The sequence below is a fragment of the Winogradskyella sp. genome (assembly GCF_016744625.1).
GTDB lineage: Bacteria > Bacteroidota > Bacteroidia > Flavobacteriales > Flavobacteriaceae > Winogradskyella.
The window spans coordinates 1-17,071 of sequence record NZ_JADGDZ010000076.1; the positions used below are offsets into that span (position 1 = coordinate 1).

The following is a 17,071-nucleotide window of genomic DNA, read 5'->3' on the forward strand; positions in this document are numbered from 1 at the left end:
GCCTTAGACAATTTAGGTGTGACATGGAAACAAGCTACATTCTATAAAACTGTAATTAGTGATTTATCTGATTTAGCTGATGTTTATTATGATATTTTGGTATTCTTTAGTCCTTCTGGTATAGAATCTTTATTCTATAATTTTCCGAATTTTGAGCAAAAAGAAACTCGGATTGCTGTATTCGGAAATACAACCGTAAAAGCTGTTAAGGAAAAAGGATTGCGTGTAGATATTGCTGCACCAACACCAGAAACACCATCAATGACTATGGCTTTAAAGAAATATATAAACTCCGTTAATAAAGGAAAATAGTTTTTAAAACTAACAGAATATAAAAAACCCCAATTGAAATTTCAGTTGGGGTTTTTGTTTTTTAAAAGGTAACCTCATAAGCTTTATATCCACCAGAATCTTCTTTATTTTCTTTCATATCTATAATATAGATTTTATCAGCCTTTCGAAGAATTTTACTGAAACTTTTAAACTCGGCATCCATAAAATCATCATAATTAATGACATTATAATCTGATAGATCATTTATAGACACTGCACTGTGTATATAAGAATAATGATGCAGTCTTATCTTACCATCTTTTTTATTAGTAGCAGGTTTTTTTAAACCCTTGATGATTTTACCATTTTTATCTATAGATAAATTATACTTAAAATTCTCAGCAGAAATAGCTTTCGAAAAACTGAATGTTTTAATCTGGACAGTGTCACTTATTTTCTTTACCACAACATTCATTTGTTTCGAATCGGAATTAAGCAACAAGTAAATATTGTAATCGACTTTTATCTGCGCACTACAGATTTGTCCCATTACTAAGAGTAATATGATGTGTGTATATCTTTTCATTTGTTAGGAAATAAAAACCTAATATAGAAAATGTTTGCTAAAATTACACCTAATTGTTTAAATAATTTAAAATCAAGTAGTTATAGTTTATGTTGATTCCAAAAAAAAAAGCAACTCTAAATTGAATCGCTTTTTCACTTTATTATCTTCTAGTTTAAAACGCATAGCGTTGAGGACCTCCACGTCTAACTTCTTCAGACGCATAAGACTCAAACTTCTTAAAGTTCTCTCTAAATGCATTAGACAGTATAAATGCCATTTTGTAATACGCATCATCATCATTCCAAGTTGATCTTGGGCTCAATACTTCTGTTGGCACACCAGGACAAGTTCTTGGTTGCGCCACTCCAAATACCGAATGGATATGATAATTTTCGTAAGTATAATCGCTTAAATCGCCATTTAAGGCTGCATTAATCATAGCTCTTGTGTATTTTAATTTCATACGCGTTCCTACTCCGTAAGGACCACCTGTCCAACCTGTATTTACTAACCATACATTTACACCAGCTTCTAACATTTTTTCACTTAACATCCTCGCATATTCTGTAGGATGTAAAGGCATAAAAGGTGCACCGAAACATGCTGAAAAACTTGGCACTGGCTCTACGACACCTGCTTCAGTACCAGCTACTTTAGCTGTATAACCAGAAATAAAGTGATATGCAGCCTGACTTGGAGTCAACTTTGAAATTGGAGGCAAAACACCAAATGCGTCAGCCGTTAAGAAAAATATGTTTTTTGGGTTTTGACCTGTTGACGGTTTTCTAATATTATCAATATGGTAAATAGGATAACTTACTCTTGTGTTTTGTGTGATAGATGTATCTGCAAAATCAACAGCTCCTTTATCGTCTAAAATTACATTTTCAAGAATGGCTCCTTTTTTAATAGCATCGTAAATTTCTGGCTCTTGTTCTTGAGAGAGGTTAATAACTTTAGCGTAGCAACCACCTTCAAAATTAAAAACAGTGTTTTCTTTTGTCCAACCATGTTCATCATCACCAATTAAACTACGATTTGCATCTGTAGAAAGTGTTGTTTTACCAGTTCCGGATAAACCAAAGAAAATAGCAGTATCATCATCTTCACCTACATTGGCACTACAATGCATTGGCAAGGTGTTTTTAAATACAGGAAGGATAAAATTCAATGCAGAAAAAATACCTTTTTTAATTTCACCTGTATAACCAGTTCCACCAATTAAAGCAATTTTACGTGTAAAATCTAAAATTGCGAAGTTATGCTGACGTGTGCCATCAACTTCTGGGTCTGCCATAAAACCTGGAGCGTTTACTACAGTCCATTCTGGTGAAAAATCTTTTAATTCTTCTTCCGTTGGACGTAAAAACATATTATAAGCAAACATGTTACTCCAAGGGTATTCATTAATAACCCTAATATTTAACTTGTAGTCTTCATCAGCACAAGCATAGCTATCTCTAACATAGACTTCTTTCTCAGATAAATAATCTACGACTTTGTCATAAAGCTTTTGAAATTTATCACTCTCAAACGGAATGTTGATATTTCCCCACCAAATTTTATCTTCAGTAATTGTATCCTTAACAATAAATCTGTCCATAGGAGAACGACCAGTAAACTCACCTGTATTAACTGCTATAGCACCAGAAGAAGATTCTACTCCTTGCCCTTTAGAAATTGTTTCAGCATGTAGTTGGTCTGAAGATAATTGATAGTTGACTTTAGCGTTTTTAATGCCGTATTGATCTAACGAAATCGTTTTCGTTGATGATGTATGGTTTACCATAATTTTAGTGTTGTTTTAGTATGCAAAACTATAACTTTATTTTAAAACAGCACTGTGGAATAGCATTAATCGACCTGTCCTCTTATTATGCCGATTAACATCACCATCCAAGCCGTTATTAATAATAATCCACCAATTGGTGTAATCAGGGCAATACTCTTAAAATTAAAGCTTGTAAGTGTATTTGTCGCTAACCCATAAATAGAGCCTGAGAAGAAAACTAGACCAATCAGCACTAAATAAAATACAATTTTTTTTGATTTTAAACTTATAAAAGAAGTACTACCAAGAATTAAAAATAACAATGCATGATACATTTGATAGCGTACACCAGTCTCAAATGACTTAACAGCATCAGCATCAACCAACTTCCCTAAACCATGTGCAGCGAAAGCACCTAAAATGATTCCTAAAATCCCTAAAACGGTTCCGGTAATTAATAATTTTTTGTTCATATTAAAGTTCATTTTTGGTTTTTAATGGCTTCTGTATTTATTACTTTCGTGCTTTACAAAATTAGTTATAATGCGAAAGATTTTAATCATTGGCGCCGGAAAATCGTCATCATACCTTATAAAATATTTACTAGATAAATCTCAATCAGAAAACCTTCATATTACTATTGGTGATCTTAATGTAGATAATGCTAAAAAACTCATTGGAAATCATACAAATACACAGGTTATTCATCTCGATGTATTTAATTCTGAGTCACGTATTTCTGCTATTAAAAATGCAGATGTTGTCATTTCTATGTTACCAGCACGTTTTCATATCGAAGTGGCGAAAGACTGTATAACCTATAAAAAACACATGGTTACAGCGTCTTATGTCAGTAAAGAAATGCAGGCATTAGATGATGATGCAAAAGCCAATAGTCTCATTTTTATGAATGAAATTGGTGTAGATCCAGGCATTGATCATATGAGCGCGATGCAAGTGATTGATAATATCAGAGATAAAGGAGGCAAAATGATTTTGTTCGAATCTTTTACTGGTGGTTTAGTAGCACCAGAAAGTGATAATAATCTTTGGAATTATAAATTTACATGGAATCCAAGAAATGTAGTTGTTGCAGGACAAGGTGGAGCCGCTAAGTTTTTGCAAGAAAGCCAATTTAAATACATTCCTTATGACCGATTATTTAGACGTACTGAATTTTTAGATGTAGAAGGTTATGGACGTTTTGAAGCTTATGCAAACAGAGATTCTCTAAAATATCAACATGTTTATGGTTTAGACCATGCAAAAACACTCTATCGCGGAACCATGCGACGTGTTGGTTTTAGTAGAGCTTGGCATGTCTTTGTGCAATTAGGAATGACTGATGACAGTTACACCATTGATGACAGTACAAATATGAGTTATCGTGATTTTGTAAATGCATTTTTACCATATAGTCCAACAGATTCTGTTGAACTAAAATTTAGACATGCTTTAAAAATAGATCAGGATGATATTGTTTGGGAAAAGTTTTTAGAGTTAGATATTTTCAATGCTAAAAAAATGGTCGAATTAGACAAAGCCACACCAGCCCAAATTCTTCAAAAAATACTTATGGATAATTGGACTTTAAGTGAAGAAGACAAGGACATGATTGTAATGTATCATAAGTTTGGCTATGAACTTAATGGCAAAAAGCATCAGATTGATGCTACAATGGTAACTCTTGGTGAAGACCAAACATATACAGCTATGGCTAAAACTGTAGGTTTACCAGTTGCTATTGCAACTATGGCAATTCTTAATGGAAAAATAAAAACACCTGGTGTTCAAATTCCAATTACAAAAGAGGTTTACACACCTATTCTTGAAGAACTTGAAACACATGGAGTTGTGTTTAATGAGAAAGAGGTTTCTTATTTAGGCTATAATCCTTTAAATATTTAAACTATTTGAATTAAAAATTTCAAATTGAAATCGTTTTCTTATTTTTAACTTTCGAATTTAAAGCAAATTACACATGAAGGTTAACGATAAAGGTATTTATATCGATGGTATTGATAAAAAGATACTTCGAGCACTTATGGCAGATGCTAGAACGCCTATTCTAGAAATTGCACGTAATGTTGGTATTTCTGGCGCAGCTATTCATCAACGTCTTAAAAAGCTTGAAAAATCAGGGCTTTTAGCTGGTTCAAAATTTATTATCAACCCAAAAGTCTTGGGTTATACTACCATGGCTTTTGTTGGTGTTTATTTAGATAAAGCTATTAGTAATCCAGAAGCTGTAAAACAATTACAAAAAATTCCTGAGGTAATCGAATGTCATTATACCACAGGGAATTGGAGCATTTTTATTAAAATTTTATCTAAAGACAATGAGCACTTAATGCATGTGCTTAATTCTGAAATTCAGAGTATAAAAGGAGTTTCTAGGACTGAAACCTTTATTTCTTTACAGCAACAGATTAATAGACAGATTAAGATTTAATATGTGATTTCATAAGTAAGTCATCACTTATTTTAATGAAACTCTTTATGACTTTTAGTTTTCCATAACTATAATATGTTAGATAAATTTCATCAGAATTATTAAACAAGTTATTATTAGATGATGCTATTTGGATATAGTACTTTCCCTTTTTTAGTATTTCTTTTGGATTTAGAATCATTCCATTAGATAAATCGTACAGTGAATAATTTTCAATTCTGTTAGACTTCTCTCCAATATAAATAGTATTAATATTAACTAAATCATACACCTTTAAATTTATATAAATAAAAGTTTCGGAAGTACCAAATGGTACTCCCGAAACTTTTTCTTGCTTAATTACATTCTTTATTCCTATTGATTTACAACCAAAGAAAGTTAAAAGCATTATGATATATATAGATGTCTTAAACAATAAATTACTTAATCATTAATTTTCTAACTATGGATTGAGTACCTCTATTCACTCTAATTAAATAGACTCCGCTAGCCAAAGATTTAGTGTTTATTGTTGTTAATTCACTATCAATATTGCCTTCTTTTACAAGACCACCTACAAAATTAAACACGGCGTATTGTAAATCTTCATTTAAATATGTTGAAGAAATTTTTAAGTTTATATCTCCATTTGAAGCTACTGGATTAGGGAATAACAACAAATTAAGAGCAGTCTCAAATTTACTGTCATCTACTCCTAAAGTGCCGCTATTAATACTTCTACTCCACATACCTCTACCAAATGTACCTATATATAAAAGTTGATCTGTGTAATTTATTTTTAAATCAGATATAATTACATTAGGTAACCCAGATTCTAACTTTTCCCAGTTAGTCATGGTATTATTTTTCCAATAAACACCTAGTTCTGTTCCTAGAAACAATGTTTCATCAGTAGCATCTACTTTTGCAGCAACTTTTTTCATGATAATATTTGGTAACCCATCACTTATATTTGTCCAAGTTGCACCATTATTTACAGACTTAAATACTTTTTTTCCTGTCTGATATCCTTTAGTAGTTGCAAAAACAGTAGTTGTATTTGGCATTGCTGAAAAACTATTAAACGTTAGTCCAACTGGTGGCGAAATTGTTATCCAATTAGATCCATCATCATCGCTTCGCTTTGCAGTTCCATCTTCACTAATAGCATAAATTCTTGTAGAAGAACCATTAGTTGTAACATCAATAAAATCTACAGTTGTTAATCCTGAGTTTAAAGCCGTAAAATTATCACCTCTATCAGTTGACCTTTTTACATCATTATGTGCAGCATATATGGTTGTTGGTGAAGTTGGATGAACTGCCATAGGCGACACAAAGGCTGCATTAGTATCATTAGATAAAATTGTTGTAGAAGAATCATAACTAGACGCATAACCGTCGTCCGTTCTATATAAAGCACCTTTTGTTCCTCCTAAATATCTTGTGTCTGGTGTATTATAATCTATCCCTGCAGCTGTTCCGTCTCCAGCTACTGCAGAAACCCATTGCCTTGTACCATCTTTAAGTACTTTAGAGAACCCATCATTATCTTGGTTTGCCATCATAAAATCATCACCACTTGCTGATTGTGTAATTGCAATATTATAAGGTTGCGTAATTACTAATCCTGGAGATAAATCTGTCCAAGTCGGACTACCAGTAAAAGATCCTCTATGTACACCTCCATCGTGTCCATTAAATACAGTATCACCATCAGGTAAAAAAGACATATGATGATGATCTGGATGCACATAAAACCCTACACCTGGTGGATTATTATATGGATTAAGAAGTACTGCAAAGGTGGCTCCTCCATCAATAGATTTATAACCTCTCACACCACCGACAACAATATTATTTTTATTAGTCGGAGAAATAGCAGCGCAAATATTATATCCTCCTTGAGAATTATATCCAGCAATTATAGTTGTACTTATTAAGTCTGCAGCCGTATCATTTATTGCAAATCTATATTTTCTGAATTCACCATTTTGGCTTATCGCATAGAAAAAATCATTATCGTTTGGAGTTGTTACTAATTTTAGAACATCCTTACTACCTCCTCCACCAAAAGTAGAGTGAATTGTGAAACTACTCCCTGAGTCTGTTGATGAATATAAACCATTCCAATAATCAGAAACAATTACTTTGGTCGCATCATTTGGGTCGAACACTATAGTTTGAAATTTTTCAATAAAACCTGTACTTATGGTTGCATTTGTCCAGGTTGTTCCACTATCAGTACTAATTTTAACTTCGTCATTTGTAAGTGCAAATAGTTTAGTACTACTACCTGGTGCAAATGCTATGTCTCTTATATATTCATTATCGCTTAGCGCAAAGGTTAACCCAGTTGGCAACCAGGTGTCACCTCCATCTGTAGATTTAAACAGTCCAATCGATGATATATGTTCAGCATCCTCATCTCCCGTTGCCATATAAATAATGCTAGTATTACTTGGATCTACAAGGATATCTGTAACACCAATACCTGCAAGATTGTCTGACTTTGGTGCCCATGTTGAACCACCATCAATTGTTTTCCAAATACCACCTGCAGCTGATCCAGCATACAATATTTGTGTATTTGTTGGGTCTTCTGCCACAACATTCACTCTTCCTTTTCCTGGAAAAGCAGCATAGCCATTAATTGTTGGATTCGCTACAGGTCCAACTTGAGTCCATGTCGTTGACATTCTCTGTTGAAATTGGTTTTGGGATTGTAATCTAAGTGCCTCCTCTTTATATTTTTCTAGATTTTCTGCATCTGGAAAAGAACCATTAGTATTTATTCTGTCTTTCCAAGCATATACCCATCTTTCAAATTGCTTTTCAGCTTTTCGCTCTGCTCTTGTTAAATTACCTAATGCATGTAAGGCATTAAACTCTTGTCTTGTTTGTTCAACTATTTGGTGAAAATTTGAGTTTGTTTCACTACTCAAGGATTTGTAGTCTATTGTTTGGGCTTGCGTTGAAACACCTACAATTAATGTAGCTATAATTAATTGAAATGTTTTAAAAGTAGTTTTCAATGTCATGTTTGATTTGATTTATGATTAGTTCAAACACAAATTTGAAATATAGGCTGAAGAATAACTAAAATTAAACTACTGCATGACTACTGCAACAGTTAAAAAACAAGTATTAAGGGTTTAAAGGCTACTCTGAACTATTTTTCAAAACCTTATCAACTATCTGCGTTAAGGTTTCACCAGAATTAACCAAATTCATTTTTTTAGAAACTCTGTAACGTTTACTCTCAACTCCTCTAACTGATAAGTTTAAAAAATGCGCTATTTCTTTATTTTTAAATCCCATTGCCAAATAATAACAGACAATTAATTCGGATTGATTTAAAGTTGGATAACTGTTTTTTAATTGTGCAAAAAACTTGGAGTTAAGACCATTAATGATTCCTAAGTGCGTATCTCCATTTTTATAAAGGTCAGATGATTTAATAAGTACATTATTATATAAATCTTTAATTCTGTCTTTCTGTTCAGGTACATTTTTTATTCCAGATATCTCTTTAACCTCTTTTTTAAAATCCTCCAAATAATGAGAAACACTATTAAGTTTCGCATTTAGTTGTTCTTGATTTTTTCTTAAAAAAGTTACTTCAGGCAAAACATTCTTTAATTTATCAACCTTAGCTTTAAGTCTTTTTCTATTATAAAAGTAAAAAATGAGTAAGCCAGAAAATAAGCCTGAGAAAACTAAAAATAAGATTTTGTTCGTTTTGCTTTTTTTATTTGTATTAATTAAATCTAATCTTGTTTGAGCTATTGTATTTCCAGTCTGTATACTAACATCTAAAGCCTTTTCTACCATTTCTTCATTAAAAGAAGACAATGAATCTAAGTACATATGGCTTATACTGATTTCATTCAAACTTTGATGTACTATAGATCTTAATTTATAATAATCTTTTACATATATATAACTCATAGCACTTCTTGTTTTTTCTGCTTTGTTTAAATAATGTAATGAAGAATCTAAAATTTCATTATCATAATAATAATAATCAGCAAATGCCATATTAATGCTACACAGATAAAAAGAATAATTATCCTCAATAATATCATATGCATCTTTTAAAAGGTTAAATTCTTTAGTATATCTTAAGGCGTTATTTATATCTCCTATGCTTATATAATTTACTATCAGCATATTCAACGCAAATAAGTAATAATATGAAGTATCATCAACCGCTTTATATTTATCTAAATGTTTTAGTAATAAAGCATTACTCTCTTTATGTTCTTTATTAATTAATTTTACATAGGCAGGCATTTGTATAACATCTAGAAGTCCGGATTCATTTTTTGCTAATTCAAAATAGTAATTAGCCTTATCTAAATAACTATATGAGGCTGAATCCTTTTTTATTGAATAAAGGTTCGCAAAAAGTTCTATAGAAGCATCGCCAGCTATATCGTAATTTTTTTCTATTTCGGCATATTTAAGAGCCTGAATAAAGCTTTGATATTGTTTTGATGGCTTATTAGATATATCATAAATAAACCCTTGAGTCATATAAAACTTCGCTAAATTATCTTTTAAACTCTTTTCTATTGGTTTAGGTATAGAATCCAAATAAGCGTTCGCAGCCTTATAATCAAAAGTTGAATAATTATATGCTGAGTCTAGAAATCTCAAATTTTGATTTTGTGCTTGTACAAAACCAGTATATGCACCAAAAAGAAACAATACATACAGAAATGATTTCCTTTGCTTAAATAATATGCTTTTAAAACTATTAAGAACTGTCATTTATATAAAAAATAGAACTCAAAGCTAATTGAAATGATTTAAATTAAAGCAGATAAAACAAAAAAAGCCCTAGAAATTCTAGGGCTTTTTTTAAATAAAAATTTTATTCTAAATTATTTAATGATTAGTTTCTTCACAGTTGTTCTGTCTCCTGAAGAAATACTCATAAAATACATACCAGATAATACATAAGAGCTTAAATTAAGTTCTTTACCAACTGTTGTGCCTTGTAAATCGTAAGATGAAATTGTACGACCATTAACATCTGTTACAACAACTTTATCTATAGCTACACCAGAATTTTTAATAGTAATATTACCATTAGAAGGATTAGGTGTAACAACAATTGAATTACCCAATTCAAACTCATCAGTAGAAAGCGATGTAATTGTTAATTTAGTTGGTATTGCAGCCACCAAAGTTGGATATGGCGCAGTAGTAATTGTATTAACACCAATGTAATTTGCAGGATCTGTTAAAGCAATTTTAGCGTCATTAATAGTAGCAAAAGTATAAGTACCATTATAAATAGCATTATCAAATTCTTGTGAAGCTCCTGGACCAGCACCAACTCCTACAGCGGTTCTTGGCAATCCAACATCAGTTAGTCCTGTAAATAAGTTAGTTTCTGTTGTACTGCTAGTATCATCTCCAGTAAACCCAGTAGAAGCTCCATTTATCATAAAGATAAAAGAAGGACTTACTCCAGTTCCTTGTATTACAGTGATTGAATCTCCTCCTGTTGACACCCCAAGACCAGAAGAGCCATTAATTATAGCATCCCCTCCGTAATCAGAAAATTCTGGTGCTGGACTTGCATCATCAAAAAGAACAACTTCTCCAATTTGAATACCACCAACTGGCACTGTATATACAGTTGCACCTTCGCCACAACCAAGAGGGTCAAAAGTACCTCCAGGCACAGCACCGCAATCTGTAAATATAATTTCGGTGCCTGCATTTAATTCTACGAATGTCGTAAATGCAAACTTATCTGGTGTATCTGCTTGATACCAAAAAATAGAAATATCTCCTGGTGACAAGGTTTGCGCTTGAGTTTGTTGTATGCTTAGCATAAAACTCATAATAAAAATAAATAAAAGTAATTTTGTTTTCATAATAGCATGGTGTTTTAGTTGATTAAAGTAAATGTACTGAACATCAAACAAATAGCGTCATTACTCAAGATTTTTTCTATCTATCGTAAAAATAAACGACAAACAACTTGTTATTTTAAATGTTTAGTTTCAAAAGCATATAAAAACTCTATTTATTTCTTAGAGCTTTTTTAAACTATACCTAATCAGTTTATTAATTAATAATTAGTTTCTTCACCATAGTTCTATCTCCAGAATAAATACTTACAAAGTATATACCAGATGATACTAAAGAACTAAAATCAAGTTCTTTATCAACCGTTATTCCATTTAAATCATATGATGAAATTGTACGACCATTAGTATCTGTAACTATAACTTTATCTATAGCTACTCCTGCATTTTTAATCGTAATATTACCATTAGATGGATTAGGAAGAATACTAATAGTAGTATCTAAGCTTACTGAAGAAACAGAAAGCGTATTATCTATTGCACCTTCGGTAAATGAAATATTGTCTAAAATTATTTCTTCAGTTGCTGCATTACTATCAAATTCGATGATTAACTTCACTAAACTTCCTATATATGGACTTAAATCAAAATCTATATTGGTAACAACACCTTCTATTGAAGATCCATTATATAAATATGAATCAACATCTCCGCCTGTACCTCCACCTGAGCCTCCACCATCTGTATCTATAATAACAGCTGTAGATGCACCATTATCTATGTCTAATACAATATAAATACGATCGTTTGCACCATCTGAGATTTCCCAACTTGTAGGTCTCGCCCATAAATCCATTTGTAAACGAGGATTAGAGGTATCTGATAAGTTTACACCATCAAATGTGACTGTTAATGAACCATCTGGATCATCCAAGACCATAGCCTGTCCGTTAGTATAAGGAGTATCATTTAAGAAATTAGTTTGACTGTCAACTCCAGCGGCACTGTAAACACCAATACTATCACCATCTGATAAAGCACTACTGGCAGAAGCTCCTGTTCTGGTTGGAGTCCATAATATTGTAAAACCAAGTTCTGACCCTGAGTAAGTATAATCTACTGTAGGACCAGGATTTGGCGGATTTACCAGTTGATGCGCTGTTGTATTAGCGTCTATAAAATTTCCCGAACCACCAAAAGGTTCGTTAAAATTAGTACCTATTTGAGCAAATGCAATTAATGGTAAAAATGTAAAAAAAAGTAGTTTTATTTTCATAATAGTTCGGGTTGTTTTTGATTAAATTAAATGCACTAAATATCAGATACATGGCATTATAACTCAAGACTTTTGCTACCTAGCGTAAGAATAAATGATAAATAACGTGTTAGAGCAAAAGTCTTAAGTTTAAATTGATACATTAAAAATGTATTGTATTAACTTCTAGGAGGAAAAATACCATCTAATGCAATGATATAATTTACACCTGTAAATGGATTTCTAACATTAAAGGCTTGGTTTGATCCTGTTGGTGACGTATTACCTGCTACTGTTCCTCCGCCAAATGATGCGTCGTTAGGTTGCGAATTATAAGGCGTACCAGACTGTGCAATACCAAAGTTTTTTCCAGAAGGCTCGTCTGAGTTTCCATCATCTTCATTACATCCTAATGATACCGTAAGACCAGTACCTGCATGACTGTGAGATGGCAAATTAGGTGTGGTTAAAACTACGTTTTCTACTCCCGATTTTTCTCCCCAAGTTACCCTAGAAAGCCCTGGACCACTTCCAGGATGAACAGGAACGCGTCCTCGTAAATCGGGCAATGCAAATGTTGTTCTACCATCACCACCATAGGTAGTTCCTATTAATGAGAATAATGCTTGGTACTGTGAAATTGCTAATAATTGTCCGTCACAAAGCGCCCAACCTCTTGGTGCAAAATTGCCACCAAACATCATAATTTGTGCTATATATTGTTCCATAATAATTTGATTTTAAAAAATTGATTAATAATTGCATTAAAAAGAAGTAAACCTTAGCTTCTCGATGGATAAATTCCTGTTAAAGCAATAATATAATTTACACCTGTAAATGGGTTTCTAACATTAAAGGCTTGGTTTGATCCTGTTGGTGCCGTATTACCTGCTACTGTTCCTCCGCCAAATGATGCGTCGTTAGGTTGCGAATTATAAGGCGTACCAGACTGAGCAATACCAAAGTTTTTTCCAGAAGGCTCATCTGAGTTTCCATCATCTTCATTACATCCTAATGATACCGTAAGACCAGCACCTGCATGACTGTGAGACGGTATATTTGGTACTGTTAAAGTTACGTTTTCTGCACCTAATTTTTGTCCTCTAACTATAGGAGAAAGTCCAGGACCGCGCCCAGCATGAACTGCTGCACGTCCTCTTAAATCTGGTAATCCAAATGTTGTTCTACCATCACCTCCATAGGTGGTTCCTAAAATTGAGAATAATGCTGAGTTACTTGCAATTGGTAATAATTGCCCATCGCACAATGCCCAACCTCTCGGCGGAAAATTGCCACCAAATAGCATAATCTGTCCCATGAGTTGTTCCATAATAATTTAATTTTTAATTGGTTAATAGATTACAAATGTCACTTTTAATCTTAATAAATTTAACCGCAAAATCACTTTATGTTGAAATCACGTAGAAATACCCGTTTTCACATATTAATCCTTTTTTTTAATTCTATTTGAGTAGCTTTAAACATTATTAACCAATTAAATTTTAAAAATTATGGGAGTACCAATACCTATTCCAATTGGCATCAAAGATGCAGAAACGTGGACACTAGATTGGCAAACAAAATATCCAAAGCATGCAAAAGCATTCTTAATTCCTGTAGATGATTTATTAGTTTGCTTTCAAGAAATGGGATTAAAAGTAACTACCGATGCAAACGGTGTTATAAGTGCGAATCCAACGACTTCTAAAATTAGAGCTTATGTTGCTTTAGATAAGGGAGAAGAAAAACTGCTTATGGTTGGTACCATAAAAAAAGGTGTGGTTTGGGAAGACATTGTTGCCAATAGAAAAAAAACTACAACTTCTTGTGAGAATCTAGTTGGTGATCCATTAATAGGAAGTGGTGTATACGACTTTACAACGCCATGTCCTGCTGAATGCGACCCAAATAGTTCTCTATTCCATAAGGTTCCTTAAATTTCTAAATGAAGATTGTAGACGATATTTTTGAGTATTTAGGAATATTATTAATCTTTATTAATATGCTTCTATACATGATAAGCTATAGATTTTATAAAAAACCTATAGCTTATCAGTATTTTAGTTGGTATTTACTTATTTCATTTTTAATTTCATTTTCAGCATGGCTTCTTGCTTTATATAAGATAAATAATCTATATCTATCACATGTTTATTTTATTAGTCAATTCTTACTTCTATCATTGTTTTATCATTCGTTATTTAATAAAAAGCAGAAAAGGTATGTAGTAGCTGTCATACTCTTGATTTTTATAGTATTGTCTTTTCAGTATATGATAAACCCTCAACTATTTTTTCATTTTAACATATTTGAAATATTTATAACTTCTCTACCTATAGTTGTTTATGCCATTATTCATTTGTATAATTCTTTAAATAAAACTAGTAATTATTTAATAATAAATGCAGGCATCCTAATATATATTACATCAAGTACGCTTATATTTATATTAGGCAATTTTTTAGCCATTGCAGATATGAATAGTGCTGTTAGAAATATATATCTAATAAATAAGGTTCTTTATGTCGTTTATTTAACTTTAATTTTGATACAATGGAAAATCAGTTTTCGGCCAGTCAAGAGCAAATAATAGGAGCACTTGTTTATAGTATCATTTTTTTAGTCCTTGTTACTTTAGGCCTGATTCTATTTTTCTATTACTCAAGGAAAAAAATAATAGAAAAAGAAGTTGAAAAGGTTAATATTAAACTAGACCATCAAAAGAAAATATTACAAACTACTATTAAGGTTCAGGAGAAAGAACGGAGTCGAATTGCACAAGATTTGCACGATGCGATTAGCTCAAAATTAAATGTAGTGAGTTTAACAACCAATGTATTATTAGATGATGTATCTATTAATAGTGAGCAAAAAGAGGCACTCAATCACATTTTAGATATTACAACGCGTACCTTAGAAAGTGCTCGCAAAATAGCACATGAGTTGATGCCTCCAATTCTAGATAAATTTGGATTAAAAGTTGCTCTAGAAGAATTGTTTGATGAGTTTACATCTAATACATCTATTAAAATAAATCATAATATTGATTCACTAGATCATTTAGAAAAAAGTAATGAACTTCATCTATTTAGAATAGCTCAAGAACTTATTAATAATGCATTGAGGCATGGTAAAGCAGACGTACTACAAATGGAACTCAAAAAAGAAAATGATAGTCTAATACTTACTTTTAAAGATAATGGTGTCGGATTCAATATTCATAAAAACAAAAAGAAATCTGGTATTGGGTTACAGAATATTAAAAGTAGAGTAGCTATTCTAAATGGTCAACTTTTTGTCGAAAGTTCAAAAAAAACAGGAAGTATTTTCACTATAAATTGTCAGCCTTATGGATAATAAAATTACAATTGCAATTGCAGATGATGAGTTACTTTTTAGACAAGGTTTAATTTCTATTTTAACTAAAGAAAAAAACTTAAATGTCCTTTTTGATGCTCAAGATGGTAATCATCTTATGGACGGATTAAGAACTGCAGAGGTGCTACCAGAAATAGTTATTACAGATTTAAAAATGCCAGGTTTAAATGGTGTAGAAACAACAAAACTAATTCGAAAAGAATTTCCAGATATTAAAATCATTGCATTGACGAGTTACTTTAGCAAGCCCTTTATAATTAATATGATTTCTATAGGTGCAGTCGCTTATTTAGCCAAAAACAGTACACCAAAATTAATGCTAACAACCATTAACGAAGTCTCAGAAAAAGGATTTTATTATGATCCTCAAGTGATGAAATTTATACACGAAGGTTTACTAAATAACGATGATAAAATTAAAAAATCGAGCTTTGACACAAGTTATTTTACAAAACGCGAAAAAGAAGTTTTAGGACTTATTTGCAAACAGTTTACTACTAACGAAATTGGCGAAAAATTATTTATTAGTCCAAGAACTGTAGATGGTCATCGTAACAATTTGCTACTAAAAACCGAATCTAAAAATGTAGCTGGTTTGGTGGTTTATGCTATTCAGAATAAACTAGTAAATCTTGAAGAGCAGTTTTAAATAAATTAAGATTGATTTTGTCATTCCGCACTTGATGCGGCATCTAATTTTGTTTGAGATACTGAAACAAGTTCAGCATGACAAGTTTATGATTTTAAATAAAAAAGCCCTGATTTCTCAGAGCTTTTAGTTTTATGTGTTTTGAGTGTCTTAGTCACCTCCACCAAGGACTTGTAATCCCCAATATAATAATGAAGCAAGTGAACCAATGGCAGCAACTAAATACGTTCTTGCTGCCCATTTAAGTGCGTCTTCAGAACCTTTATATTCTTCTTGAGATACCATGTTTTTATTCTTTAGCCAAGCTAAAGCCCTATTACTTGCATCATATTCTACTGGTAATGTGATAAAGCTAAATAGTGTTGCAAAGCCCATCATTATTAAACCAGCTACAGCAACCCAATATCCAAAGCCTACACCTGCTGCTGCACCTAAAATAAGTCCACCAAAAACAACCCAAGTTGACATACCAGAAGTTACGCTTACAATTGGCACTAAAGCAGAACGCATCCCTAATGCACTATAAGCTTGTGCGTGTTGTACAGCGTGTCCACATTCGTGAGCAGCAACAGCCGCTGATGCAGCATTAGCCTGATTGTAAACTACCTCACTTAAGTTTACCGTTTTATTTTTAGGATTGTAATGATCTGTTAATTGACCAGGAGTAGAAATCACCTCAACATCATAAATGCCATTATCTGCTAACATCTTCTCAGCAATCTCTCTACCTGTTAATCCATTACGCAATTGTACTTTAGAATATTTAGCGAATTTACGCTTCAATTGGTTACTTACTAACCAACTTACTAAAGCTATTGCTCCTATTAATATATAATATCCAATCATAATTTTAATTTTTGTATTGTATTGTATTGTATTGTATTGTATTGTATTGTATTGTATTGTATTGTATTGTAT

At 32.1% G+C, this 17,071-nt stretch carries 17 protein-coding genes; 6 read left to right on the top strand and 11 right to left on the bottom strand.

What is annotated here, in order from left to right; genetic code table 11:
- A partial coding sequence (locus QZZ53_RS13460) for a uroporphyrinogen-III synthase (RefSeq protein ID WP_296385556.1) occupies window positions 1-312 on the top strand: 312 nt, incomplete at its 5' end.
- Window positions 313-373: 61 nt separating this feature from the next.
- Here QZZ53_RS13460 and QZZ53_RS13465 read toward each other — a convergent pair.
- From QZZ53_RS13465 to QZZ53_RS13475, 3 genes are all read right to left on the bottom strand, one after another.
- Window positions 374-859, bottom strand: a complete 486-nt coding sequence (locus tag QZZ53_RS13465) for a hypothetical protein (protein WP_296385558.1) — start codon at window positions 857-859, stop codon at window positions 374-376.
- Window positions 860-1,013: 154 nt separating this feature from the next.
- The gene (gene pckA / locus QZZ53_RS13470) at window positions 1,014-2,630 is read right to left on the bottom strand and encodes a phosphoenolpyruvate carboxykinase (ATP) (RefSeq protein WP_296385560.1); all 1,617 of its coding nucleotides are present in this window, start codon (window positions 2,628-2,630) and stop codon (window positions 1,014-1,016) included.
- Between the two features lie 65 nt (window positions 2,631-2,695).
- Window positions 2,696-3,085 carry a DUF423 domain-containing protein gene (locus QZZ53_RS13475; protein ID WP_296385563.1) on the bottom strand — a complete coding sequence of 130 codons (390 nt, stop codon included), beginning with the start codon at window positions 3,083-3,085 and terminating at the stop codon, window positions 2,696-2,698.
- A 70-nt stretch (window positions 3,086-3,155) separates the two neighbouring features.
- Between QZZ53_RS13475 and QZZ53_RS13480 the strand changes: the two genes are divergently transcribed.
- Both QZZ53_RS13480 and QZZ53_RS13485 read left to right on the top strand, forming a co-directional pair.
- Entirely contained in the window at window positions 3,156-4,520 is a 1,365-nt protein-coding gene (locus tag QZZ53_RS13480) for a saccharopine dehydrogenase C-terminal domain-containing protein (protein WP_296385565.1), read from the top strand.
- A 73-nt stretch (window positions 4,521-4,593) separates the two neighbouring features.
- Entirely contained in the window at window positions 4,594-5,064 is a 471-nt protein-coding gene (locus QZZ53_RS13485; RefSeq protein WP_296385567.1) for an Lrp/AsnC ligand binding domain-containing protein, read from the top strand.
- Here the strand turns inward: QZZ53_RS13485 and QZZ53_RS13490 are convergent.
- The 7 genes from QZZ53_RS13490 to QZZ53_RS13520 form a co-directional block, all read right to left on the bottom strand.
- A complete protein-coding gene (locus tag QZZ53_RS13490; RefSeq protein WP_296385569.1) occupies window positions 5,054-5,452 on the bottom strand; it encodes a hypothetical protein in 399 nt (132 codons plus the stop codon). The two genes, QZZ53_RS13485 and QZZ53_RS13490, sit on opposite strands and share 11 nt — an antisense overlap.
- Window positions 5,453-5,483: 31 nt before the next feature.
- On the bottom strand, window positions 5,484-8,084 hold the full coding sequence (locus QZZ53_RS13495) for a T9SS type A sorting domain-containing protein (RefSeq protein ID WP_296385571.1): 2,601 nt from the start codon (window positions 8,082-8,084) through the stop codon (window positions 5,484-5,486).
- 121 nt (window positions 8,085-8,205) lie between these two features.
- Complete coding sequence (locus QZZ53_RS13500) at window positions 8,206-9,819, bottom strand: LuxR C-terminal-related transcriptional regulator (protein ID WP_296385573.1); 1,614 nt, start codon at window positions 9,817-9,819, stop codon at window positions 8,206-8,208.
- A 113-nt stretch (window positions 9,820-9,932) separates the two neighbouring features.
- Window positions 9,933-10,937: a T9SS type A sorting domain-containing protein gene (locus QZZ53_RS13505; protein ID WP_296385575.1), complete on the bottom strand. Its 1,005-nt coding sequence runs from the start codon at window positions 10,935-10,937 to the stop codon at window positions 9,933-9,935.
- Window positions 10,938-11,130: 193 nt separating this feature from the next.
- The gene (locus QZZ53_RS13510) at window positions 11,131-12,147 is read right to left on the bottom strand and encodes a T9SS type A sorting domain-containing protein (RefSeq protein ID WP_296385577.1); all 1,017 of its coding nucleotides are present in this window, start codon (window positions 12,145-12,147) and stop codon (window positions 11,131-11,133) included.
- A gap of 158 nt (window positions 12,148-12,305) precedes the next feature.
- Window positions 12,306-12,854, bottom strand: a complete 549-nt coding sequence (locus QZZ53_RS13515) for a tail fiber protein (protein ID WP_296385579.1) — start codon at window positions 12,852-12,854, stop codon at window positions 12,306-12,308.
- A 53-nt stretch (window positions 12,855-12,907) separates the two neighbouring features.
- Window positions 12,908-13,456 carry a tail fiber protein gene (locus QZZ53_RS13520; RefSeq protein ID WP_296385582.1) on the bottom strand — a complete coding sequence of 183 codons (549 nt, stop codon included), beginning with the start codon at window positions 13,454-13,456 and terminating at the stop codon, window positions 12,908-12,910.
- 181 nt (window positions 13,457-13,637) lie between these two features.
- On the opposite strand from QZZ53_RS13520, the gene QZZ53_RS13525 reads away from it, so the two are divergent.
- From QZZ53_RS13525 to QZZ53_RS13535, 3 genes are all read left to right on the top strand, one after another.
- A complete protein-coding gene (locus tag QZZ53_RS13525; RefSeq protein ID WP_296385585.1) occupies window positions 13,638-14,063 on the top strand; it encodes a hypothetical protein in 426 nt (141 codons plus the stop codon).
- 616 nt (window positions 14,064-14,679) lie between these two features.
- The gene (locus QZZ53_RS13530; protein ID WP_296385587.1) at window positions 14,680-15,483 is read left to right on the top strand and encodes a sensor histidine kinase; all 804 of its coding nucleotides are present in this window, start codon (window positions 14,680-14,682) and stop codon (window positions 15,481-15,483) included.
- The gene (locus QZZ53_RS13535; protein WP_296385589.1) at window positions 15,476-16,153 is read left to right on the top strand and encodes a response regulator transcription factor; all 678 of its coding nucleotides are present in this window, start codon (window positions 15,476-15,478) and stop codon (window positions 16,151-16,153) included. Before QZZ53_RS13530 ends, QZZ53_RS13535 begins: the two co-directional genes overlap by 8 nt.
- Window positions 16,154-16,303: 150 nt before the next feature.
- On the opposite strand, the gene QZZ53_RS13540 is transcribed toward QZZ53_RS13535, so the two are convergent.
- Entirely contained in the window at window positions 16,304-16,999 is a 696-nt protein-coding gene (locus QZZ53_RS13540) for a zinc metallopeptidase (RefSeq protein ID WP_296385590.1), read from the bottom strand.
- Between the last annotated feature and the right edge of the window lie 72 nt (window positions 17,000-17,071).